This window comes from Superficieibacter sp. 1612_C1, from assembly GCF_015234305.1.
Taxonomy (GTDB): Bacteria; Pseudomonadota; Gammaproteobacteria; order Enterobacterales; family Enterobacteriaceae; genus Superficieibacter.
In genome coordinates this window covers 43,704-68,194 of sequence record NZ_JADGMI010000010.1, presented here as the reverse complement: position 1 = coordinate 68,194, position 24,491 = coordinate 43,704, and the positions used below count along the sequence as shown (strand labels likewise).

At 46.3% G+C, this 24,491-nt stretch carries 15 protein-coding genes and 7 pseudogenes; 11 read left to right on the top strand and 11 right to left on the bottom strand.

What is annotated here, in order from left to right:
* Positions 1-148: 148 nt before the first annotated feature.
* Positions 149-367 (top strand): annotated as a pseudogene (locus INT84_RS23740) (IS5/IS1182 family transposase); the annotation flags it as partial.
* Positions 368-538: 171 nt separating this feature from the next.
* Here the strand turns inward: INT84_RS23740 and INT84_RS23735 are convergent.
* On the bottom strand, positions 539-1,144 hold the full coding sequence (locus INT84_RS23735; RefSeq protein WP_194208736.1) for a hypothetical protein: 606 nt from the start codon (positions 1,142-1,144) through the stop codon (positions 539-541).
* A gap of 834 nt (positions 1,145-1,978) precedes the next feature.
* Between INT84_RS23735 and INT84_RS23730 the strand changes: the two genes are divergently transcribed.
* Positions 1,979-2,182, top strand: a complete 204-nt coding sequence (locus INT84_RS23730; protein ID WP_194208735.1) for a glycogen synthesis protein GlgS — start codon at positions 1,979-1,981, stop codon at positions 2,180-2,182.
* A gap of 2,341 nt (positions 2,183-4,523) precedes the next feature.
* Positions 4,524-5,353, top strand: a pseudogene (locus tag INT84_RS23725) (IS5 family transposase).
* Positions 5,354-5,518: 165 nt separating this feature from the next.
* On the opposite strand, the pseudogene focA reads toward INT84_RS23725, so the two are convergent.
* The 3 pseudogenes from focA to INT84_RS23710 all read right to left on the bottom strand — a co-directional run.
* Positions 5,519-6,370, bottom strand: a pseudogene (gene focA / locus INT84_RS23720) (formate transporter FocA).
* A gap of 116 nt (positions 6,371-6,486) precedes the next feature.
* Positions 6,487-6,953 (bottom strand): annotated as a pseudogene (locus tag INT84_RS23715) (hydrogenase); the annotation flags it as partial.
* 58 nt (positions 6,954-7,011) lie between these two features.
* A pseudogene (locus tag INT84_RS23710) lies at positions 7,012-7,993 on the bottom strand (hydrogenase 4 subunit F); the annotation flags it as partial.
* An 854-nt stretch (positions 7,994-8,847) separates the two neighbouring features.
* On the opposite strand from INT84_RS23710, the gene INT84_RS23705 reads away from it, so the two are divergent.
* On the top strand, positions 8,848-9,912 hold the full coding sequence (locus INT84_RS23705) for a mechanosensitive ion channel family protein (protein WP_194208734.1): 1,065 nt from the start codon (positions 8,848-8,850) through the stop codon (positions 9,910-9,912).
* 160 nt (positions 9,913-10,072) lie between these two features.
* Here the strand turns inward: INT84_RS23705 and INT84_RS23700 are convergent.
* Positions 10,073-10,563, bottom strand: a pseudogene (locus INT84_RS23700) (IS630 family transposase); the annotation flags it as partial.
* A gap of 143 nt (positions 10,564-10,706) precedes the next feature.
* Between INT84_RS23700 and INT84_RS23695 the strand changes: the two are divergent.
* Positions 10,707-11,861 (top strand): annotated as a pseudogene (locus tag INT84_RS23695) (IS3 family transposase).
* 349 nt (positions 11,862-12,210) lie between these two features.
* Here INT84_RS23695 and INT84_RS23690 read toward each other — a convergent pair.
* Together INT84_RS23690 and INT84_RS23685 are read right to left on the bottom strand one after the other, a co-directional pair.
* Positions 12,211-12,438, bottom strand: a complete 228-nt coding sequence (locus INT84_RS23690) for a YgdI/YgdR family lipoprotein (RefSeq protein ID WP_032636835.1) — start codon at positions 12,436-12,438, stop codon at positions 12,211-12,213.
* A 16-nt stretch (positions 12,439-12,454) separates the two neighbouring features.
* Positions 12,455-12,658, bottom strand: a complete 204-nt coding sequence (locus INT84_RS23685) for a YgdI/YgdR family lipoprotein (RefSeq protein WP_369797681.1) — start codon at positions 12,656-12,658, stop codon at positions 12,455-12,457.
* Positions 12,659-12,814: 156 nt separating this feature from the next.
* On the opposite strand from INT84_RS23685, the gene INT84_RS23680 reads away from it, so the two are divergent.
* From INT84_RS23680 to INT84_RS23670, 3 genes are all read left to right on the top strand, one after another.
* Positions 12,815-13,783, top strand: a complete 969-nt coding sequence (locus INT84_RS23680; protein ID WP_072204051.1) for an IS5 family transposase — start codon at positions 12,815-12,817, stop codon at positions 13,781-13,783.
* 95 nt (positions 13,784-13,878) lie between these two features.
* Entirely contained in the window at positions 13,879-16,377 is a 2,499-nt protein-coding gene (locus INT84_RS23675) for a hypothetical protein (protein WP_194208733.1), read from the top strand.
* Between the two features lie 298 nt (positions 16,378-16,675).
* Positions 16,676-18,241 (top strand): AAA family ATPase, encoded by a 1,566-nt coding sequence (locus tag INT84_RS23670; protein WP_194208732.1) that lies wholly within the window; start codon positions 16,676-16,678, stop codon positions 18,239-18,241.
* Between the two features lie 57 nt (positions 18,242-18,298).
* Here the strand turns inward: INT84_RS23670 and INT84_RS23665 are convergent, their stop codons facing one another.
* Positions 18,299-19,168 carry a hypothetical protein gene (locus INT84_RS23665; protein ID WP_194208731.1) on the bottom strand — a complete coding sequence of 290 codons (870 nt, stop codon included), beginning with the start codon at positions 19,166-19,168 and terminating at the stop codon, positions 18,299-18,301.
* Position 19,169: 1 nt separating this feature from the next.
* Positions 19,170-20,258 (bottom strand): transcriptional regulator, encoded by a 1,089-nt coding sequence (locus INT84_RS23660; RefSeq protein ID WP_194208741.1) that lies wholly within the window; start codon positions 20,256-20,258, stop codon positions 19,170-19,172.
* Between the two features lie 556 nt (positions 20,259-20,814).
* Between INT84_RS23660 and INT84_RS23655 the strand changes: the two genes are divergently transcribed.
* From INT84_RS23655 to INT84_RS23645, 3 genes are read left to right on the top strand one after another with little or no spacing between them, the layout of a single operon-like run.
* A complete protein-coding gene (locus INT84_RS23655; RefSeq protein ID WP_194208730.1) occupies positions 20,815-21,108 on the top strand; it encodes a hypothetical protein in 294 nt (97 codons plus the stop codon).
* Positions 21,109-21,152: 44 nt separating this feature from the next.
* Positions 21,153-21,971 carry a hypothetical protein gene (locus INT84_RS23650; RefSeq protein ID WP_194208729.1) on the top strand — a complete coding sequence of 273 codons (819 nt, stop codon included), beginning with the start codon at positions 21,153-21,155 and terminating at the stop codon, positions 21,969-21,971.
* Positions 21,971-22,747: a site-specific integrase gene (locus INT84_RS23645; RefSeq protein ID WP_194208728.1), complete on the top strand. Its 777-nt coding sequence runs from the start codon at positions 21,971-21,973 to the stop codon at positions 22,745-22,747. The genes INT84_RS23650 and INT84_RS23645 overlap by 1 nt, the downstream gene beginning before the upstream one ends.
* Positions 22,748-22,841: 94 nt before the next feature.
* On the opposite strand, the gene INT84_RS23640 is transcribed toward INT84_RS23645, so the two are convergent.
* Both INT84_RS23640 and INT84_RS23635 read right to left on the bottom strand, forming a co-directional pair.
* The gene (locus INT84_RS23640; protein ID WP_194208727.1) at positions 22,842-23,126 is read right to left on the bottom strand and encodes a ribbon-helix-helix domain-containing protein; all 285 of its coding nucleotides are present in this window, start codon (positions 23,124-23,126) and stop codon (positions 22,842-22,844) included.
* Between the two features lie 47 nt (positions 23,127-23,173).
* Positions 23,174-23,827, bottom strand: coding sequence for an AAA family ATPase (locus INT84_RS23635; protein ID WP_194208726.1), 654 nt, complete (start codon positions 23,825-23,827; stop codon positions 23,174-23,176).
* Positions 23,828-24,491: the final 664 nt, after the last annotated feature.

Below are 24,491 nucleotides of genomic sequence, written 5' to 3'. Positions count from 1 at the left end.
GGAGGTTCATCAGGCGCGGAACTCATCAAGGCGCGGGAATAAAATCCCATTCAGACGCCGGATAGATTCAAGCAAGCCAACTTGTCGTCAAAATCGGTGTTGCAAAAACGGGAGTGACCATAGATTCCGTTTTCCAAGCGGACCCCCGAATCAACGACTGAGCGGGAGCAATGCACGGTGGAAATGGACAACAGATTACAACCGTCGGTCGATAGCGGAAACGGCGATGTACAGGGTAAAGCAGTTATTTGGGGGTTCGCTGACGTTGCGTGATTACGATGGTCAGGTTGCAGAGGCTTTGGCCATGGTGCGTGCGCTGAACAAAATGACAAAGGCAGGTATGCCAGAAAGCGTGCGTATTATCTGACAGTTGCAACTTACTACGAAGATGCTTGCCCCAAATCTGATTTATTCAACAAAGCCCCTTTAGTGTCGAAATATGAGCATTTATTAAAGAAGTCCTTCACTTTATGGAAATCGATAACCATAACTCGATAATCATTATGGGACTGCAACATTATTAATGTATTTAATATAGCTACTTGGAAAGGCGTTTTTTTTCATCTTTCATAACTTCAAACGATACTTCAAAAAGGCCCAGCAGAAAAACAGTCTCGTAAAGCTCTTCAATTAAATCAGTGTACTGCATATTATGCAAAAATAGCGGAGCGATAAATCTATGATGTTCTACCGAATCGGCGATAAGAAAAGTCACTACTACAAACAGAGTCGTCCATAACGGTAACTGTACAGTTCGAAATCTTATGGCAATAGCATTTCGTAAAGCATTCGAAAAAATCACGGGAAGAAGCAACATTGCAATCAATAGAATCGAAATAGCTCTAAAGATAAATTTTGGTTCATCAGGTAAATAGTTTCTTCCCCAACTGATACTTCTACCTAACAGAACAATCCACCATACCACGGCCCATAACCAGAACTTTTTCTGCTCATGTCGCATCGTATTCATATAAAAAAACGTAAATATGGCACCAAACAGGAGCCAGACCGCCTGGCTGTTTTCGATCCACTTAACTATCTCACCGTGCATCAGTGGCGTTTGCAGATCCGCCAAAAATGGAAAAAACAGTGAGATGATAAAAAGGAAAAACGTCGATGCAGAAACTTTCGTTTTCAGTCTCATATTTTATGCCTACCCTAAAAAATCCTGACTGCCATTATAAGCAATCCACACCAGAACGCATTAAATTTTAATACAAAATTTTGTTTCTACAGTCAGAAAATTATAAAATATTTAATGCCCTCAGGGCAATTTCTGTTACTTATTATGATCTCACTTATGGTATTCAACTTAATACAGAACCAGCGTCAGCGGTTCCGCCTTTTTGGTTATGTTATACCTTACCTTATCAAGACGCTTTCGGCTAAAACCTAACGGACCTGCTCCCGGTTGATAAACACACCGCGATGTTAGTATTGTCTTCATCTTTAACCTGAGGATATCTCATGAGGAAGCATTTTTCCGGTGAACAGATCATCAGTATTCACCGGGAGGCCGAAGCCCTGGTCTCTTCCGGGGGAGCTTTGCCGTAAGTATGCTATCCCCTAAGCCATCTTTTATATCTATGGACTACATCCGTTTTGCAAGTTCTGAATCTGGTTTTGTGTTATTGCTTAAATCAATACGATATCAGCAAGCCTGTGTCCAAATGGGAAATCCGCACACAATCGTCTCAGTATATGTTGGGCTGACTAAAATAGCATATTCCTGTCAAACGTTAAGAGAAAGTATTCAGGCATGGTACGTCCGGATTGGAATCGATTCTGCTGACTGGGCCAATGCTCAGAATACGCGGCTACTTTCTGTATTCTGGGGCGACAGGGCTTAACCGGTAGAAGGGCATAACTTCTGAGATGCGTTAATTTACCAGAATAAAATAAACAGATCATCGTTTTTTGAACTATACTTAGTATATGCGCATCTTTCCTTTCAAATTGTATGACAGCGGAGGAATTTATGCCTTTGAAAAGTGATAAGTGTGTTTTGTTTTCCGGAGATTTAGATTTTATTGCTTTAAGTTTTGCCAGAATGCGTCTTCTGGGCCGACAGCTGCCCACAGATGCTATTACCGGCAACATGGATGAAGACTGCAGGATGCAATTCCTGAAGCGTTATGAATTTTACTTTGAACAGCTTAAGACAAAAGAGCTGGCAGAGTAATCACAAGCCGGGTGGCTATAATAACTGCCCGGCCTTCAGTTCACTGTGATGTTATATAACTAACCTGTCTGCGATACAAATCTTGAGCGTAGAAAGTTAAGACATGTACAGCAGTCATCAGGAAGCATATCGCAAAGCTTCATTCACCAATCTCGCCCTTATCGGTTACCGAAATGATGTGTTATTAAATACAGAAGGGAATCCCTTTCCCTGGTCAGTATTATATAAAAAATCTACTCCATCTTTTCAATTCAGTACCTTACCGGAACAGTTATATAACATTTTCTGATTCTTTTCAGTAAAGTAGTTCTGTTGAAGCGAAATTCCAAAAAAAAACCTGCTCGGGCAAGCAGGCATCAAATAATCATGAAAAAAAAGCTAAAGCGAATTTATGTAGCGCCGGGTGCCTCCCGGTAAGTCCAGCCAGCAACTGGAACTTGCGTATTGATGACGGTTAACCCTCGAGTAAGGGTTGCTGGTTACGCCCCTCCGCATAGGGGGGATTCACTTCTACTCAAGCATAGACAATTTTTTTCGTTTTCTCTGCCTGTCAGCAATAAAATCAGTTCTAAAGCACAAAAAGTCAAAAAAGAAAGGACTGCAAAAAAATTGTGGTGCCGGGTGCCTCCCGGTGGGTCTGCGCCAGTACACATAACCCGCGATTCTCGCAATGCGTACAACAGCAGATGAGCCGTTCCTGGTTCGCCCCTCCGCTCAGGGGGATTCACCACATTTTTTATCTTAAAACGCGTTTTGGATTTTAGTAAAGCGGAAACATAACATTGATCGGGTCATACATAATGAGAATACAGAGTTTACATAAGAAAAGCCTGGTACAGCATTTGTCTGGTTAAGCCCCGATCAGTAACCATATTAAGAGTAAAATAAAAACAGACTGACCACATCCTGCGATAAGAGGGCGCACAGTTATAACGTTTCCTTAAAGATTACCGCTATCAGGGGCATAAGATTGACAGCAACGGTAAACCATATGGAAATAAATTCAAATTGCTGGCAGTGATGCAGGTCTTTCCCTGCCGCCACCACTTTTTTATTAAAGTCATAAGTGGGGATGACTATTGCACTGGCAGGCAATGAGTAGAACTCAAAGTCTGCACCCGCAAGAACTTAGCTGAACGATGCTTCAACGAAACCACTAAATAAAAAGGTGTTATACATGTAGTGCCGGGTGCCTCCCGGTGAGCCTGCTCCAGCCAGCAAGCCCGCGAGCAATAACAAATAACACCAATTGAGAACTGGTTCGCCCCTCCGCACAGGGGGATTCACCACTTTTCAAATTTAGACAACTTTGACGCGTTTTTCCTTTTCTTAGACAAAAAAGCCTGTCGAATCGCACGAAATGTTAACAAAGTAGCCTTTTGAACGTAAGCCCTGCTGTATGCTGTAAGGATGCCGACACTCTGTTTATATGAAATAATCTGAACACCATATAGAAGGATGTTGCAGGAAGTTCCAGACATGAAATCAACGGCCTTGACGGTAGGGATAATGACACATTCTCCGGCAAGTCTGTGACAGTGCCGGAAATTGCGTGTCAGGTTGCGTTATCATTTTCCATCCGACTGACTGCTATCTTCAAAATAGAAAACTCATCATGTTTTTCACATAAGCCGTTTCGTCATGATTAATGAGAGAATACACAAAATGCAAGCCTGATCACACGAAATAACCGTTGTTCTTAAAAAAAAGCCTGCCTTGATTAAAAGTTCAGGCAGGAAAAAGTTTTTGTACCCTACAGATGAATGTGGTGCCGGGTGCCTCCCGGTGGTTCTTTGGCTGGCTGACCATGAACCGCGTGTTGGCAAGATAACCACAGCCACTTACGCCCCGCCGCTCAGGGGGATACACCACCATTAAACTTTAGACTGTTTTACTATGATTGCTTACCATAAAGTCAATAATTACTTTCTGAACGCACAAAAGGTCAATTATGAAATCGATATCAAAAAAATCTTACTGACCATATCACTGTGAAGCCTGATCCCTGCGGCATAGAATATTAAAAGGTTGACTGGACCACCTTTCAGGGTCGTACGATCTATAAAACAAACTTGTCCGGCCCGGTAATTTGTGTATCACTCCGTCTCTTACGCCTCTCGACAGATGCAGGTATTGTAACCAATTGTAATTATAACTGTTCACTCTGCTTAAGGATCTTAAGCTTTTATTAATTTGTTCGCAATCCTTGGATTTTCAAAGAACCGAATACAGCGGGATCATTCTATAGTAAAAGTTCCAGAAAACTGATGCTGTATGATTAGGCTGTGTCCCTTAATCACCTGAGCTATAGTAACTATCTGTTTCCGCAACACATTGAACTATAGCTCGCTACGACCTTCCCGATGAAGCATGGACTATCATCCAGCACTTATCCCCTGCTGAACCAGCAACACCACGGGCCGGACGTCAATGGGCTAAGCACCATAAATTCATTAACGGCATGTTCTGGGTGCTGTGTTCAGGCGATTAGCCTGACCGTTATCGCCCATGGAAGACCGTTTATAACCGTTTTAACCGATGGTCTGAATCGGGAATTTTTAGCATTTTTTTCGACAGTTTAATTTCTTCTCTTGATGTTTGTGGTCTCATTGACTGGTCCGCGACCGCGCTGCATGGCAGCAATATCCGGGCACTCAGGTGCGCCGCCGGTGCGCAAAAAAACATTCCAATATCACCGGAGATAATGGGCTGGGTCGCTCTCTCGTGGTTTTAGCACCAAAATTCATCTGGCAACCGCCGGAAGCGGTCTGCCGTTAGATATCGTGCTGAGCCCCGGACAGGCTCACGAAAGCCAGTCCACATTATGTCTTCAGGACGGTATTGGTGTTCAGCGCCAGAACGGCAGCATGAAGCGTCGTGGTTATACGGTGCTGGCTGATAAAGCTTACTCAGGACATACGCTTCGCAATGAGCTGAAAGAAAAAGGATAAAGTGGTTATCCTGCGGAAATCTAATAAAAAAATGGCAGCAGATGGTCGTTCACAACACGACCGTGATGCCTGCCGCACTCGCAACGTTGTTGAGCGGTGTTTTGGCCATCTGAAAGAATACCGTCGCATTGCCACATGTTACGACAAAACGGCGAGGTATTATCTGGCGATGGTGAAACCGGGGTGCATCCGGCTGTTTTACAAAAGATTATGTAATTAATGGACTCTGCCCAGGTGAGTTCATCTCTCATGACGGGAGACTCATAACCCCATATTATTCCTTTCTGTCAGGCGCCTAGCCAGCCTTCTGGCTCTGATTAATTCAATAACACCTTATGCGCCCTGATGAATTTACAAAAAATCAGGTATCATACTGTCAGTAATTTCAGTGATGCTGCTCGCACAAATATATTATCCAGTAGGTAATACTGACCAGTACGCTGCCGCCGATGATATTACCAATAGCCACAGGTATCAGGTTATCGGTAACAAGATTGCTCACCGTTAGACTCGGAAAATTATTCGCAGTCGTTTGTGTTATATACCAGAATTCATCTGGTGCATAGTCACGAATCATAATACCCAGGGGAATAAGAAACATATTTGCGATACTGTGTTCAAAACCGCTGGCGACAAACATGCCGATGGGTAACAGCATCGCGACGATTTTGTCGGTTAACGAATGACCCGAATAGCTCATCCAGACGGCAAGACAGACCATTAAATTGCAGAGTGTGCCCAGACAGACAGCTTCAATAAAAGTATGGTGCATTTTATGGTTGGCGGTTTGCAGGACGTTGAGTCCCCATAAGCCATTGCTGCTCATGATTTATCCGGAGAACCAGATCAGAAATACGAAAAAGAGCGCGCCGACAAAATTACCGAAATAAACAATAATCCAGTTAATGATTAATTGTCGCCAGCATATTAAACTGCTGGCTTTTGCCATGACCGTCATTACGGTTGAGGTAAAGAGATCGGCACCTCAAACCACTACCGGAATCAGTCCGAGTGTAAAGCAGAGATCTCATGCCATTTTAGTGAGCGAACTGGCAGGGGTCGCACCGGTAGTGACGGTGATATAAAAAACAAAAGCAATGGAAATGAAGATACCCGCCGTTACAGCCAGAAAAAACGCGAGTTCTTTTTTCTTTGTAACTTTATAGACTCCGGCCTGTTCCGCCATTTTGGCCATTTCAGCGGGCATACGTAAATCAAAAGAAATATCATTCTTCATAGCAGACTCCTGGAGAGCATTGAGAAATGCATAGTTGCTGAAATATCCGCAAAGCGCGTGCCAGAATACATTTTTTGGTATAATTGAAAATTGTGACTGCCGTCACCTGCCGATTTTCATAACACTTCGTGGACAGCGATCCCCAGGCGTTGCACCCGAGAAAGCAGTGTCGTGGGTTTCATTCCAAGACGGGTTGCTGCATCGCGCGGTCCGGCGACAATACCATTGGTCTCTTTTAATACCTGGATAATTCGCTGGCGTTCCTCTTTATCGTTTTCCGGGTTGGCAGGATTCAACATCTGCGCCATTGGACCTTTCGTAGGGAGGGCGTCGCCCAATGTAGGCAGCAGGCGTGTCTGTCTTGAATTAATATATAAATTCAGTCTGGTGCCACGCATCAACAGAACTGCGCGTTCAATAACGTTTTCTGGTTCGCGGACGTTGCCTGGCCAGTCCCACGACATCAGATGACGCAGAGTTTCTTCGGGAATGGTGTCAATAATGCGATTCATGCGTTTAGATATTTTTCGCGTGAAGTATTTTGCCAGCAGGGGATGTCTTCCCGGCGTTCACGCAGTGGGGGGTACCGATGCGAGAGTCGGGTTAATAACATCCTGCCAGCCGTTGAACTTCACCGGCTGTTACTGCGTTACTGACAGGACGATGGCCGAGGCATCCTCCAGAATCTGGCTTACGGGATGTGGGATATGGATGCCCATCAACAGCATCATCACCAGCAGAACAGCCATGGGTGCCGTCGTCAGCCAGCCCAGCTCGCCACGGCTGACTGCTTCTGGTGGACGGGCGAAAAATACTCGCGCCACCATACGCACCAGACCTGCCAGCACCCGCGTCAGCAGCAGCAATAAAAGGATGGTGATAAATAGATGGTCGCGGGCAAGACCCGCCGTTACGGTCATAAACTCGCTGAGAAAATGTTGAATGGCGGCATGCCGCCAGGCGCCAGCACGCCACCGGCAAGCAGCGTGGCGGTAAGCGGCATGATTTTTAACATATCGCAGACAACATCCGGATTACGGGTGCCATACTTCATCAGGACATTGCCTGAGTCGCAGAACATCAAGGCTTTCTCCAGGCTATGATTAAGCGTATGGAGCAGGGCGGCCAGAATTCCCAGCGGCCCGCCAATGCATGGCGCGACAGCGACAAGTCCCATGTTCTCTACGCTTGAGTAAGCCAGTAGACGTTTCATGTCCTGCTGGACGAGGATAAAGAACGCTGCGACGGCGACTGAAAGCAGCCCGAATATCAGTAGTAATTCACCGGGGAAATCTTCGCCGACGGCCTGGCAAATAATGATGTAGTAACGAATCAATACCAACAGAGCGCAATTCAGCAGCTCTGCTGGAAGCAGGGTGATGACCGGGCTGGGCGCTTCGCTATGGGCGTCCGGCAGCCAGGCGTGCATCGGGAAAAGCCCGGTTTTAGTTCCGAAGCCAATAAGGATAAAACAAAGGCCAGCAGCATCAGCGTAGAATCAAGCTGAGCCGCTTGTTTGAGTTCTTCTGTCCAGAAAACAGCCTGATTGGGATCGGGCATAAAGCTGGCGACATTGGTATAAACCAACATAGTGCCGAATAACCCAAAGACGACGCCGACGGTATCTGAAATGGAAGGTTGATGGTGCGCCTGACTGCCAGCTGGAGCACATCCTGCCATTCTGGCTACCTTGTCTGCATGCTGCGTGAGCATGGACAACTCCATAAATTGGTAAGGCGGATCTTGCGAAAAATCTCCCTGCGTAAGGGCTAGCGATTCTTTGATGCGTGCGTCGGTATTTCGGAGAGTGGCTAGCAACATCTTACGGTGCAAATCTGGTACAAAGTTGTGCGGGGCGTTCACCTCTAGTACCAGCAGGTAGTCTGGTTGTTCGTCATAGACCATCGCCATCTGACGCGTAGCAAGACCCGCTGGATAACCGATAGCTGACGGTAGCTGCGTGGCGGAAACTATGCCACTCAGTCTTAGTACAATCGGAATCATAGCGTTTTCTGGCGTTAGGTCTGAAATTAACACGGTATATTGAGCCCTTACGTATGTGTGCAAATCAATATTCATTGGTTGTCTCACTGCGTCCTTTCGCCTCACTGTAGAGCCAGAAGGGCATAAGGATGTGGGGAAAAAGCATGGATAATGTGTATTTAATGAGCAAGACGTCCCCCTGATGTTCTGTAAGATACCTGAATTGCTTTGCCTGAGTAGTTTTTGTACAGATATCCTGCTGAACAGCTTATAAAATTAAATATCTCATAAATTTCATAAAGTTATGTTTATGCAACCGATAAGCTATCTGTTTCTTTATGTTTTTTTATCATCCAGGGAAGTCAGTTGATTAAATTTTTCCTAAACTAATATGTGTAATTATGTAATCTGCAGATAACCGAGCAGACAATGGTTACTGATTTTTGTTACTTATCTGACAACTAAAAGTTGTTGGCTGAACATAAGGGGAAATAATGATATTTTTATTAGATGAGTTATCTGGTGCTCCATCATGGGTACCTGCTGTATTGCTCGTCACTTTCTCATTCGCACTAGGTTTTCTGGCCCGATTTACACTTCTCAGGCTTATCCGTTACTGGCAGGGTCGTGACAGAAAGTTATTCAAATCCCTTGAAAAGCATCTTCGTGGTTCCATGTTTTTTTTCATCCCCTTACTGTTAATAAATATTGGGATTAATTATATCAAAATTAATCCGAATTCTTTGGTTTTTATTACATCGACAATCAATATGTTTATTATTTTATCAGTTTGTTCTGTTTTAATTCGATTGATTAATGTGGCGCAGGATATGCTTTTCATTCGTTATGATATTAACCTTTCAAATAACCTTCGCGCTCGTAAAATTCGCACGCAATTAATATATGTTAAAAAAGTTGCTATCGTTCTGCTTGTGTTATTCTGTGTTTCCCTGATTCTACTCAGCTTCCCTGCTGTTCGAAAATTTGGCACTACAATCCTGGCCGGTGCCGGCGTAGCAGGAATAATAATTGGATTTGCTCTTCAGAAGACGCTGGTCAACCTTTTTGCCGGAATTCAGATAGCCTTTACGCAACCTATAAAAATTGACGATGCAGTGGTCGTTGAAAATGAATGGGGCTGGATTGAGGAGATCAACCTGACTTATGTTGTTGTGCGTATATGGGATCTCCGCCGACTTGTACTGCCAATTACATACTTTACAGAAAATACCTTCCAGAACTGGACGCGTAATAACGCACAAATATTGGGTTCAGTTTTTCTTTACCTTGATTATTCAATGCCATTAGATCCTCTCCGTAAGCATTTTGAAAAAGTACTCAGTGAAACAAAACTCTGGGATCAACAGACTCAGGTGCTCCAGGTTACCGATACTAATGACAAGACTATGACTGTCAGATTATTGATGACGGCACAGAATTCTCCCATTGCGTGGGATTTACGCTGCCATGTGCGTGAAAAAATGATTGAGTTTATTCAGCAAAATTATCCTCAGAGTTTTCCTCATGTGAGGGCAACACTGACCGATTCTGGTATTTGATAACTTGAGTTATCAGTTATTAATCGTTCTCAATTTTCTTAGCAATACGTAACGGAATGTACAGATACCGTGAGCGTTTAACTGCCCCCGATATCAATGACATCATTCATCTTATTGCATGTTCACTTTAACCAAGAACCTTTGTCCTAAATAGCTGCGCCTAATACCGCCACACTTTTGCCAGATCATGTTTCCCTCCGGGGAACTGACTGGCGATTTCCATAAAGTGCCTTACCTTTTTCAGCAACTGCCACATTGAACGGCATTGATGTTTGCGCGTTATCGTGTTGTGAAATGCTTGCCATAACCGCTCAACGTGATTCCCCCATGGCGCGAGTAAACTGGCTGATAAATCACTCTGAACTTCGGGTTCGCTTTCAGCCAACGCTGAGTTTCGCGACTTTTATGGATGATGTCGTTATCGACGATGAGTATGATCGTTTTAGCGCCGCAGTAGCTTGCCTTAAGGTGCTTAAGCAGATTGATAAACAGCACCAAACTTTTGCAATTGCCACCAACGTGGCTGACTTTCCCCGTTCCGGTGTGCAGCGCTCTGGCCAGATAGTATTTTTCATTCCGCCCCGGAGTCACCTCGCGTTTTTGCAGCCCGCGCACTTGCCAGTCTGCCCCGATTTTTGGGTTGAGGTAGATACCCATACTCTTTGCTATGACAGGCAGATTATCACTCATGCCGTTGAACATGCGCTGAATATCGGAGATGGTAGTCGCTGATCTTACCCTGCAATAGTAAACACGCGACTAAGTGAGTAAACTCTTAACCAGAGGTGCCTCACATGACAAAGCCTGTATCGACTACCAAAAAGCCACGCAAACAGCACACGCCTGAATTTCGTCAGGAAGCCTGAAACTGGCTGAACGTATGGGTGTGGCCGCAGTCGCCCGCGAACTTAGCCTGTATGAATCACAGCTCTACAACTGGCGAAGCAAACAGCAAAGTCAGCTCTCTTCTTCTGAATGTGAACAGGAGATGTCCGCTGAGATCGCCCGTCTGAAGCGTCAACTGGCAGAACGGGATGAGGAACTGGCCATTCTCCAAAAGGCTGCGACATACTTCGCAAAGCGCCTGAAATGAAGTATGTCTTCATCGAAAAACATCAGGCTGAGTTCAGTATGAAAGCCACGTGCCGTGTACTTCAGGTTGCCCGTAGCGGGTGGTACGTCTGGCATCAGCATCGTCATCAGATAAACCAGCGTCAGCAGTTCTGCCTTGTCTGTGATAACGTCGTCCGGGAGGCATTCAGTGACACAAAACAGCGCTATGGTGCGCCACGCCTGACGGATGTCAGTGACTGGTGTATAACATATAAACCGTGGCGGCCAGCCTGCGCTGGCAGGGACTGCGGGCGAAAGCCTCCCGCCGGTTCAGCCTGGTCAGTTATCATGAGCCTGGTCTGCCAGTATCAGAGAATCTGCTGAAGCAGGACTTTTACGCCAGGGGCCCGAATCAGAAGTGGGTGGGTGATGACATCACGTATCTTCGCACTGGTGAAGGCTGGCTTTATCTGGCCGTGGTTATTGACCTGTGGTCGCGGTCAGTCATTGGCTGTTCGATGTCCTCGCGGATGACAGCACAGCTTGCCTGCGATGCGTTACAGATGGCGTTGTGGCGGCGTAAACGTCCGGAAAATGTCATCGTGCATACAGACAGAGGTGGTCAGTACTGTTCAACGGATTACCAGAGCTTAATGAAACGCCATAATCTGCAGGGCAGTATGAGCGCCAGAGGCGATTGTTACGACAATGCCTGTGCGGAAAGCTTCTTCCACACGCTGAAGGTGGAATGTATCCACGGAGAGGACTTTGCCAGCCGGGAAATAATGCGGACAGCAGTGTTTAATTATATCGAGTGCGATTACAACCGGTGGCGTCGTCACAGTGCCTGTGGCGGTCTCAGTCCGGAACAGTTTGAAAACCAGAACCTCGCTTAGGGTTGTGTCCATATTACGTGGGTAGGATCACATTTTATACGGCAATCAAAAGCCGGGAGGCTGGCAGGTAATAATTTTCCCCTTAACGTGTAATCTCCGCATCGTCTGGAAAAAACTGGAATTCCTTACAGAACACCCCAGCTACTATACACTCATTTAAAATGCTGCGATATATAACCCTTAGGATTCGTATGAATTTGGCTGATTTTTGACAAAGTTTAACAGGAAAAATTATGACAATAGTATCGCCTTGTTATTAAACACCACAGCCGCAGACAGTCTGCTTTATCTTACATTAAGAAACCACGCAGGCACAAAAAAAGCCGCCAATGGCGGCTTTCCATAGATATCAATGTGGTATCTCGGCTACTTCTCTGACGTCGGTTTTGTTAATTTGTTGTTTCACACCGTTGGCATCAGTGTATCCGAGCAGGCCAGTTTCAGACTCACTGGGTTTCCCGTCACTGATGATCGTGCGTCCGTCATTGGTATGTATCGCATAACTGGTACGTGTACAACCAGTCAGAGCAGACAGAACAATCGTTGCCGCAAAAGCCGTAAGTAAAAACTTTTTCATAGCACTTCCCCTTTAATTAGTTGTCCAGCTCACTCATATTAGTAATTTTGTCGCGGTTGATCTGCTCATTTCTGCCAGTCTGAGCATCCTTATAGGAAACCAGACCAGTATCATCGTCAATCTGAGGTTTTCCATCGGTCACGATAGTCCGCCCGTCAGTAGTTTTAATGGCCTGATTAGACGAACAGCCGGAAGCAATGATTGCTATGAATACAACCATAACTATCGCTAATGGGTTTATTCTGTTCATGGTAATTCCCTTATGTAACAATTTTAACGATAATAAACAGTAACTTTTGAATTATAGACTATTCCATTCAGTTAGCCAGATTCTTAATCAACAGGGCTTTGTTGAATAAATCGAACTTTTGCTGAGTTGAAAGATCAGATCACGCATCATCCTGACAATGCAGGCAGTTCCGTGGCAAAGCAGAAGTTCAAAATCACCAACTGGCGCAACTACAACAAGGCCCTGATTAATCGTGGCTCCATCACTTTCTGGCTGGACGACGAGGCGATTCAGGCCTGGTATGAGTCAGCAACGCCTGCATCCAGGGGACGGCCTCAGCGCTATTCAGACCTTGCCATCACAACCGTCCTGGTGATTAAACGTGTATTCCGGCTGACCCTGCGGGCCGCTCAGGGCTTTATTGATTCCATTTTTGCCCTGATGGATGTCCCGCTGCGCTGCCCGGATTACACCAGTGTCAGCAAGCGGGCAAAGTCGGTTAACGTCAGTTTTAAAACGCCCACCCGGGGTGAAATTGCGCATCTGGTGATTGATTCCACAGGACTGAAAGTCTTCGGTGAAGGTGAGTGGAAAGTCAAAAAGCACGGCAAAGAGCGCCGTCGTATCTGGCGAAAACTGCATCTGGCTGTTGATGCGAGTACGCATGAAGTCATCTGCGCGGACCTGTCACTGAACAACATCACGGACGCTGAAGCATTCCCGGGGCTTATCCGGCAGACCCACCGAAAAATCAGGTCAGCGGCGGCGGACGGCGCTTACGATACGCGGCGATGTCATGACGAACTGCGTCGCAAGAAAATTAGTGCGCTCATCCCTCCCCGAAAGGGAGCGGGCTACTGGCCAGTCGGGTATGAGGACCGAAACCGTGCCGTTGCGAATCAACGACTGAGCGGGAGCAATGCACGGTGGAAATGGACAACAGATTACAACCGTCGGTCGATAGCGGAAACGGCGATGTACAGGGTAAAGCAGTTATTTGGGGGTTCGCTGACGTTGCGTGATTACGATGGTCAGGTTGCAGAGGCTTTGGCCATGGTGCGTGCGCTGAACAAAATGACAAAGGCAGGTATGCCAGAAAGCGTGCGTATTATCTGACAGTTGCAACTTACTACGAAGATGCTTGCCCCAAATCTGATTTATTCAACAAAGCCCGTGATCGCCTGATGCTGAAATATTTTCAGTCACAGATTGTGGAAGACCATATTCTGCGTTCCCTGAAAGACTCCTGGTTAAAATACCCCGGTTCACAAATAGGCAAGGATTATATTAAGGGGATAACCATTCTTCCCTTTTCTACTTCAAGCAAAAAAAGTATGGACTCAGTTAAATTCCATATTCAGGACCATATGGGAATCAGCGATGTTAATCTTCGGCCTCTGTATTATCTGTTACGCCAACTGAAACCCGTACAGGATAAAAATGGCTCGCTTATTATTCTTCCGTCACTGGCGAAAAGTGATAACACAATAACACTACTTTCCTCAACTGACGTGATTGTCCCATGGTGGTGGACTTTCTTTTTTAAACGATGTTTTATAAAGGGTCCTCAAAATAAATGGAAAGAGTACAGACACATCACTCGTGATTTTTATGGTGAGGTTTATGATGCAATGGAAGACAGAAATATAAGTACCTTTACCAGCGCAACAGACAGGCTGATTGAAACATTTTCAACGCTAAAAAAAAGCTTCCGGTACGCTGACGGAAACTATATTGATGAATGTCTTGGATCAGGTATGGCCTTTACATTCAGCCAGTCATTCTATCATGATTTTTACACTTTCAGTCACGAGGCAGTAAAGACACTGGAAACAACGGGAGAATATTTTCGCAAAATTATTGATGTACCATTCTCTGTATATCGTTATTCAGACAGCCGTGAAATCGGCGATTTTCAGCAGTGTATTGAGTCTCTTTTCTATGTCTGGCACGCGTTGAACATCTGGAAAAGGGGGTACGCAGAAACTCTGTCGGTCAGCCAGGAGCAGCGTCACAGGGAAATTGTCAAAGATTTTATAGGAGAATGGGAAAGCTGGTACATGTGGCGACTTATTAGGGGGCGTAGCGAGAACAGGTTTGATGTTGACTCGGCTGAACTGCTTTATCATCTTTATCAGACAGCCCAGATAGTCATGGCGGCTGTGATGTCAGACGACCGCTATGCTTCAGATCACAGTACAGATATGCTTTTACTCTGGTTCAGCCGGAATCGATTTGAACAGCTCTTTGAACAATACCGCTGGCACAGCTTCTTCCTGACGCCGTCATATCTTACTCAGGCCTCTGACAAACCGGCCTGGCAGACTGTTCTTAGAGGAAATGAATATTCAGAAAAAGCTGCACAGGCAATGATTTTTTTCAATGCCCTGACAGATATTCGCCTGCTCACTGCCGGATATATTCTTTCGCATGTTCAGCAGAAAATGAATGTGCCTCTGAAAAACGTTTTAAAACGACTTCTTAATTCTGAACTTGTCTATCCGACAGGAGCACACGATCTCATGACGACCTCGTTGAGGTCTTCTACTGATATTATTGACATTATTATCAGGCTGGAATGTCGCCCGTGCGACGGTGAAGATTCCTGGTACAAAAAGCTGTCAGATCTCGTAAAGGCTTTTTCATCGTTTAATGAAACCGAGATCATATCCGGGCGTATCTATATGGGAACCTATGAAGATGCCAGGAATATTTACGCCAGTTATGCTGATATTGCTTTTTATCTTTCAGTCAAGCCCCTTCCTGTCACGCAGCGCGTAAGGATGGCACTGAACGATAACCTGTTTTCGTATCACCAAAAGGAACAAATTATTAATCAACTCCATAGAATTAAAATGCGGGAAGACAGGCCCTCGGATGGTTATTTAATGTCTGATAAATCCTTTAAAGATAAGATTGTTTGTTTTAATGAAACCCTCGACGCCTATATTCAGGCTTTCAGCCAGAGCATGCATTCCGAATTGCTTAACGCTGAGATTGATACTGAGCGGCTGAAAAATACCGAGCTTACTCTTACCAGCGAACTACCCACTATGCTTGCCCGGGATGCATTGCTTTCCCGATTTTCTTACATCATCTCAAAGTGCGGGGAGATAGCGTGGACGACCAGATCAGTTAACGGAACCATACCTAAAAATATCATTGCCCGTGGGATCAACAGCACTATTTCCGTAGAACTGACATCGATTTCTGACGTCAAATTATCTCTGCTTCGTGACGTTTATCATGGACTGACTCAGTTGCTGCCCCTCCGGACAATCAACATCCGCGACGAATACGAACTGCTGAAGCATTTACGGGAGATGACTGCCGATAACGAAGACTATACGCTTATTTTCTTTGGAACCCATCTGGGAAGCGAGTTGCGTGAACTGAGCTACCATGCAGAAAGGTTTGCGGAATTGGGGATCACACTGGACATAAAGAGTGATTCCGATGGCCTAATGCCAGTCAGGATCAACAACTGTGTTATATATGAGGTATGGGGTAAAAATGAAGGATTTTACTCTCTGCTTGTCCGGAACAGTGTCTTTGGCGTTCTTCACATGCTAAGCGATTCCGACGGGAAACTTTTCAGTTCCTCGTGGCATGCAAGTGACGAAGACCCTCTGTCGGGCAGGGTGACTACCGGCTGGAAACAGGAACTCGGGATTAATGGTTCCGTCGTGGCACGATTTAATCATCTCTGACCAGTCTGACTGAACGGCTCGGGTATGCCGTTCAGTTATTATTATTGCTGTAGTATTAATTTTAACTACTAATATAACTAAAACAGCAAAAATCTGTTTATAGCAACAATCTTCTCTTATTAATGTCTTATCAGCATCAATCTCTTGATTTTTCTGCTGAGATCCGAAAAAAGGTAAAGTCGGAACAAGTAATGTCTGCCTGTCAAAACCTCTGCTCTAGATGCCAGACTTTTTTCCTGAATTAAGGTAAAATATTTAGGATTAATTTGACTATTGGCATACAAAGGAACCGATCAGAATGGCAGCCAGGCAAAACATTCCAGCACAATTACGCTTGAAGGAAATACAGATTCAGAGCCTCAAAGGCATTTCAAACTGTACAATCACATTTCCTGCTGACAGCAAAGTTACTGCCATTATGGGGATGAACGGCTCCGGTAAATCGACGATTATTCATGCCCTTGCCTGCTGTTACAAACCCCGGGATAAAACCTCAAAGGAAAATAACAGATTTTCAGATTTCTTTACTCCTCACGATGATAACAACTGGCGTGACAGTGGCTTTACAGCCCATTTTTACGCAGGAAGCCTGAACAATCAGGGCAACAAAATTTCATTTGTCCCCACAACAGAACCGAATGATACCTTTACTCAGGTGTATGCCAAAGTCAGTCGCTGGCAGCCAGTATATGCACGACGTCCAGTCAAGGAGTCGCTCTATCTGGGTCTGCAAACGCTTGGCACTTTGTCCGACGATCTGGCTGCTTCACGTCATGCGAAATATGTAAGCCAAAGCTTCGAACCCGCAAATATTAAACAAAAAATACTGGAATCTATGTGTCGCGTGCTTGAAGCGGATTACACAGATCTGATGACCTGTACGACTAGCAGTGGCTACACATTCAGTAAATTTACCAAAAACGGAATTACCTACACTGAACACACAATGGGAGCAGGAGAGAAACGAGTTTTTGAAGTGCTGAAAGCCGCTCATGACCCCCTTCTTAGGCCCAATGGTTTACTGCTGATTGACGAACTGGATGTACTTTTGCATGAAAAGGCTTTTAAAAAGCTGATTGAAGAATTGATTTCCATAGCCGAAAACGCTCTGCTTGAAATTGTCTTCTCAACGCACAGGGAATCTATTGTTCAGTTCAGAAGGGCAATAAATATTGTTAGTATCTTCAATATGGGCTCAGGGATCTCTGCTTTTCCTGGTGTTTCAGCTGATGCACTACGACAGCTGACCGATATTCAGCCTGAAATGGTCAGTGTTTTCGTTGAAGATGAACTGGCACGCACGGCTATCAATGTGTTTCTGGAACGTGAGGCTCTGACCGATAAGGTGAATGTTGAGTTGTTCGGTGCAGCTGAAAACTCGGTGGTCGTTCTGGCAGGGCTAATGCTTGCCGGCAAGGATATTAAAAAGGTTATGTGTGTTCTTGACGGCGATGTACACCGAACTGTCTCTGAGAGACATAAAATAGTAAACAAGTGCCTGACAGGAACAGATAAAAGAGAACAACGTCGTGCGGTTATGACCCGGATTTTTGAGTTTAGTCTTGCTGATTTCCCTCAAAAAGGTGCCCCGGAATATAATCACAAACGCTGGTTTGAAGCGATAGATCCTGCCACTATTTCGGCTGAAGAGTCTGCTGAATACATCAAGCTAAGAGGGTTTTCTAGGTCGATCAACGGACTGGCAGACTGGCATGAATACTATGAAAAACTGAATCATTTTGCCAGAAAATCCAATATAGAACATACCGTCCTGAGCTATATCAGTAAATACTCACCGGCTTGGGATAATTATATTTCAGCGGTACGTCAGGAGATCATCGACCGGGCTGAAGAACTCGAATGAGAACATGCAGGGCAGCAATTCTGTTGCTCTGCTACCTAACTTCTCTGTCGGGTGGTTTTACTCTTCCTCCGGATTGCAGTTACTGCAATGCTCCTCCAGTCGATATCCTCCGCATTCGCACGGTTCCATAGGAACAAACCCGCCCTCTTTGCTGTAGTAACAGGTATGGCAAAGACAGACTCCTGCCCTATATTTAGGTACAAAGATCACTGAATACCAGTCGCATTCAGGGCACCGCTGAAATTCCCATATTTGCAAATTATTCAGACTGAAGTTACAACAGATACAATGAGAGCTGACCGGATAATTTTCACCGTCATAGACAATAAAGTGCGACCAGCTTTCGCAAACGGGACAAAGTGCAAGCACATATTCATCCGGGGTTGTAATCTCCATAAATTGAGCCTCCAGATCAATAAATTGTCTGCGTGTGGCTGAATTCCAGGAATTATGCTCTTCATCGGCCTGTAGCAGGATGAACGCTGGCCGAAAGATCAATTTGTACAATTCAGACAGTTGCATCGCCAGACTTTGCGGGCTGACTTCCAGCGCAAAATGCTGAAGATTATTCCTCATCTGTGCTACAGCACTCATCAACTTAAACCCATGATCCGAAAATTCACTACGGTGATGTGTTTTTATTAGTTCACATAATTCACTAATCTTCACAGACTGACATCGGTGCAGCTCACTTTCTGTGGGACATGCAGGATCTCTGCAATGCTTTTTTAAGGATTTTTGCGTGAAAATTCTTCCGGCATCCTGACGCGAAACGACAGCCTTCAGCAGCAATTCTGCTGCCTGGAAGAGATTCAGGAGGCATTGTTTATAATCACGCCGGCTCTGGCTTTCCCGGGATTTGCTGAAATATTCCAGTCCGATTTCTACAGAGTCCAGCGCATTTTCCAGTAAGGTAAAACGTACCATGTCAGACATCCCCGTACAGGCAGCGCAGCCCGGTCAGGGCCTCCGCCAGCGTGCCTTCCGCGCATCGCGTGCTGAGCTCTAGGACCAGTGCCTCAAAGGTCTCTGCCGGTAAAAAAATTCGTAACCCGTCGATCCCGAAAAATCCCTCTTTCGTGACGTGTCCGGGCGGAGAGAACATGATGCGCTCACCCTGATGGCCGTGCGCCAGGGCTTCCGGATGTCGGGTATACAGCGTGAACAGGCCCAGCAGTTCAGAGAACGCTTCCCAGCCATAAGGCACCACGAAGTCCTGCCCGGTGATGAGCAGATGCAGACGCGGGGTGTTGTACCAGGCTCCCGGACGCTCGCCGGGGTCCTGACCTTCAATGCGGATCTCGAGGCGCAGCGTGCCGGCTTCAATGGTCTGCGTTACGCCCGGGATCACCGGGCGCATCTCCTGAGCCAGGGTTTTGGCCTTCTCCTCGCTCCAGTCCAGCCCGCGCAGAACCAGCGGAAAAACGGCTTTCAGCCGCGGCAGGGTGAAGATTTCCGCCAGCACGGCGTCCGGCACCTCCGCAAGGTCAAAACAGTCGCTCCCGAGCGGGCGCAGCAGGTGCTCGGCATACATCTGATCCACAACGGGGCGCAGCTCCGCCAGGAAGGCGTCAAATTCCTCCGTCCAGTTTTCTCCGGCCAGGCGGAAAACTCCCTTCAGCCAAGGGCCGTCCACCTGGCGGTCATGCCCCACCTGCCAGGCCAGCAGATCGCGGGTAATGTCCAGCAGGTTACTCAGGGCCGGGAGGGTGGACAGCCTGTTATGTCCGCGCAGGAAGGCCTCCCTGGCATGAACCAGAATGAAGCGCAGCTCGTCGCGGGAGAGCGGCGACGTGCCGAAGCTCTGCCCGAGAACGATATGCCGGTACAGCAGCCGTACGGTGGCCTCCGGATCGGCGATCAGCTGAAACCAGCCGTCGCCGGCAGCAGCCGTTTTCAGTCCATCATCGAGGAAGCGCTCGGCCAGGGCGTTGACCGAAACATTTTCCTCCCCTGCCCTCACCTTGAGGGCCCCGATCAGTTTTTTATGAAAACGCAGGTTAAGCTGACTGAGCATCATCATTCCTTTCATCTTTGATTTTACTTTTATGCTAGCATAGCTACAAGAACATCACTTACTAAAGAAAATTTTTTTTATTAATTTAATGTGATGGGCAACTAATTTTTTATGTGATGTATTTGATGCTTTATCTGCATCCTTTATCTCTCCTTTCAGCGGAGATCCGAAAACCCTGAGTTCCGGATCTTCTTCCTCCCCTCCGGGGCGCAGCGGCACCAGAACACAACATATGCCACTCTTTTAGCGGCGTTTCTCCTGTATGTTGTGTTAATTATCCGTGCCGTGACCCGGCGCGCGGCGGCAGATATTGCCGCTTTGCTTATTCCGTCGCCGTGGTACACTTCCGGAAAGTCGTTATACGCTAAAAAATCGGATCTCACCGGAACGGCCATCCGGTAATTTACTGGAGTGGCTATATGGCTGCTTATTATATGTATGAAAATGATAACAGCATGGGAAAATCATTCAGGTGACAGACACAGGGTTGTGCGCAGCTGATTGTGCTGCGAGTAATATTTACTATTAGTGACTATTTTAATTAAAAGGAAGTGTCATGGACTATGAAGAACTGATAGATACGCTCATTAAGGATGGCCATCAAAAGGTGACGCTGTGCTCCAACCATCTGCGCACCGATGATGGATCTGTGGAGGTGTATTTTATTACCAGCGAAGATGGCGATATTGTTGCAAAGAATTTTCGTGAGGCGGGAGGACACAGCGGGTGGACATTGTGCTACTGGCCAGTTTCATATCCTGCAGATGCTGATTTAAAGGAAATCTGGCCGCTGGATTTGAGTAACCGTGAAGAGTCCATTGCGCAACTGTGCATTTTTATCTCACTGTAGGCGGGATTTCTCATTCACATAACCATACAGAGAGGTTCTGGGCTATGGGAATCATGAAAGACATGATGATTGATATTGAAGCTGAACGATTTAATGAATGGCTTGTGGAAAATTACCCGGATGTAGTCCCCGAGTCTGAAGAATGGGAGCAGGCCGCGAACCTGTATTACTGGGAGCAGGAGGCGCTTGCTGATCAGGCTCAGTGGGATCATGAACACGGGCTGTTCGTGATTTCCCTGAACGATGTTCATCAGCGTTACCAGCACGCAAGACAGGAGCTGAAGAAGCTATATGCCCTGCTCGATAGAGAGCAGCCTGAACTGGTGTACAGGATGTCTTTCGTCCATGCTGTGACGGTCATGGAGGCGTACCTGATGTACTGTGCCAGGGCTCTGCTGGAACATGACTGGCCCCTTAAACGCTTCAGGGATGAGTATTACCTGAAGTCCGAACGCGTCAAAAAAAACGAAAAGCAGTCAGCGCGTGAGATGGAACTTGATATGTTCAGGCCAGCCGCACGCAATTATGTTTCCCGAATGACGTTTCATAACGTTAAAACCATTGAGCGCTATTTCAGCGCCGTGCTGCGCACTCAGCCCGTCTGGCCGGTTAAGCCGCTGGGCATTATTGCAGACTGGCGAAACGACCTCGTGCACCGTAACGGCGTGAATGAGCATGATGTGCCAATAGAGATATCAGCTCAGCAGCTACAGAATGCTCTTCAGAGAGTGTCTGACCTTATAGAGGCTGCACACAGATCCCTGTGCCAGGAGGTGGACTATTTCGGAAACTGGCGTAGTGAGGAAAACCGGGAAATTATTGCTTCGGCGCTGAACATATCAACAGACAGAGATGTATCCTGATGACCGGACTCGTTACCCTGGGGCCGCAACCAGGAACTGCAGCGCAGCTGCCGGTGGCTATCGACTACCCTGCCGCCCTCGCCCTGCGTCAGATGGCCCTTGTACAGGATGAACTACCGAAATACCTGCTGGCGCCGGAAGTGAGCGCCCTGCTCCATTATGTGCCCGATCTGCACCGCAAGATGCTGCTGGCGACGCTCTGGAACACGGGCGCACGCATTAACGAGGCTCTGGCGCTCACCCGGAGTGATTTTTCCCTGGTGCCGCCCTACCCGTTCGTGCAGCTGGCCACACTCAAACAAAGGACTGAAAAAGCCGCCAGAACGGCCGGCCGTGCGCCCGCCGGCAGTCAGACTCACCGGCTGGTACCGCTTTCTGATGCGAACTATGTCGGTCAGCTGGAGATGATGGTGGCCACGTTGAAAATCCCGCTGGAGCGGCGCAATAAGCGCACCGGCAGAACCGAGAAGGCGCGAATCTGGGATATTACCGACCGTACCGTCCGTACCTGGCTCAGTGAAGCGGTGGAGGCTGCTGCAGCCGACGGGGTAACGTTCTCCGTGCCGGTGACCCCTCATACGTTCCGCCACTCCTACGCGATGCACATGCTGTATGCTGGTATACCGCTTAAGGTGCTGCAGAGCCTCATGGGGCATAAGAGCATCAGCTCGACGGAGGTTTATACCAGGGTGTTTGCACTCGATGTCGCAGCAAGGCACAGGGTACAGTTTCAGATGCCGGGGTCTGAGGCAATTGCGATGATAAAAAAAATTTAAGATAGCAGAAAGATACGGGAGATAATCGTTTGATGTTGTTTTGATATCAAAACAACATCAATGAGCAATTGCTTTAATAGTTTTTTGATGTTGTTTACTCGCTGGATTTCTTCTTGCCCGCAATTTGCAAACCATAGTCCAGTATGTTGATGCATGACATATTAATGAAAGCAGCGCGCGACTGACCATTCTCTGCAGCTGCTTCATCAATACGCTGAATCAGTTCAGGGTCCATTGTGATTGTGATCTGCTGTTTTCTACCTTTAACGACTCCCTTCGAAGCGGGGATTTTTGCATCGGGGGCTGAGTTTATGAAGTTCTCTACTGCCTCATTTTTTGAAACAGGGAGCTGAGTTTTGGGTTTTTTTTGGATTGCCATTTCATATCACCTATACATTACTTTAATATTATTTTGATTTCGTTTTACTATTTAAATAGCATTGATATGAGAGCATCTAGCTCTTGCGCTGCAATCTTTTCATGCGAACGTAATTTCAGTTCACTTACGGTTCTGCCACTACCTGCGGCATTTGCGTAAACTTTTCTTTGATAGATTATTTTGTCGAGAATTGGGATGTCCTCTTTGTACTCTTCCATCATTTCCAGCATATCTCTGTTGTCGGAAGATCTGGCTTGAGTATCTGCTTTGTTCAAAAGCGAATAACAGACCAACCCATCTCTTATGCTTCGCGCTTCTTTTATTAGATCGGCGTTGGCATCCATGGCCCAAGCTTCGAAACTCCCAGGTGCTGAAGGAACTAAAAGGACGTCTGTGATTGTCAGAGCAGCCCTCATAGCAGTGGAATCTCGGCCTCCACATTCGATGATGATATCGTCAAAGTTATCTTTTTGTTGTAGAACCTGGCTCCGTAACACCGGGCCTTCTGGGTAATGCGAGCAAGCAATACCTGGCTCAACACCGTCTTCTGAACGAACCAGAATAGCTGTTTGTGACGACCCCTGTTTGTCACCATCAACTAACCATATTTTCCTGCCTTGTCGGGCTCTTGCCACTGCGATGTTAACCGCGAGAGTAGACTTACCTACTCCTCCTTTCGTATTCGCTATTGTTAGTATCATCTTAATCTCTTTTTAATATTAAAAAACTATCAATATAGTAGTGACTGAAGTTCACTGCTGTCAAGTAAGTGTAAGTTTATTTTGAAGGTAAAGCAATATCCATATGATTGCATTTTAATATTAAAATAATATCATAATAATAGTTATGCGATAGTAATCATGAAAATGATACTTACATGGCAGCATGTGCAGAAGCCTGACGAATGCTCAACCTCATTTAAAGATAGATATGACACCGAGTTTTAAGGGAAACAGCTCAAGTTCGTATCAAGCCAAGTGATGCCCTGCAATATAGACGACGTAGATTTGTGGGAGATAGGTCAAGTATGTGCAGGGATTAGCGAGACGTGAAAGGTAGGCTGTAACTGGCGACTTATGGGAAAGAGGTCAAGTCCGTCGGATTCCCAAACTATGGGAAAGAGGTCAAGTCCGTCGGATTCCCAAACTATGGGAAAGAGGTCAAGTTCGTCGGGTCCCTAAACTGTGGGAAAGAGGTCAAGTTCGTCAGGCCCCCGAATGTGGGAAAGAGGTCAAGTTCGTCAGGCACCCGAATGTGGGAAAGAGGTCAAGTTCGTCAGGCACCCGAAATATGGGAAAGAGGTCAAGTTAGTCGGGTTCCTAAACTGTGGGAAAGAGGTCAAGTTCGTCGGGTCCCTAAACTGTG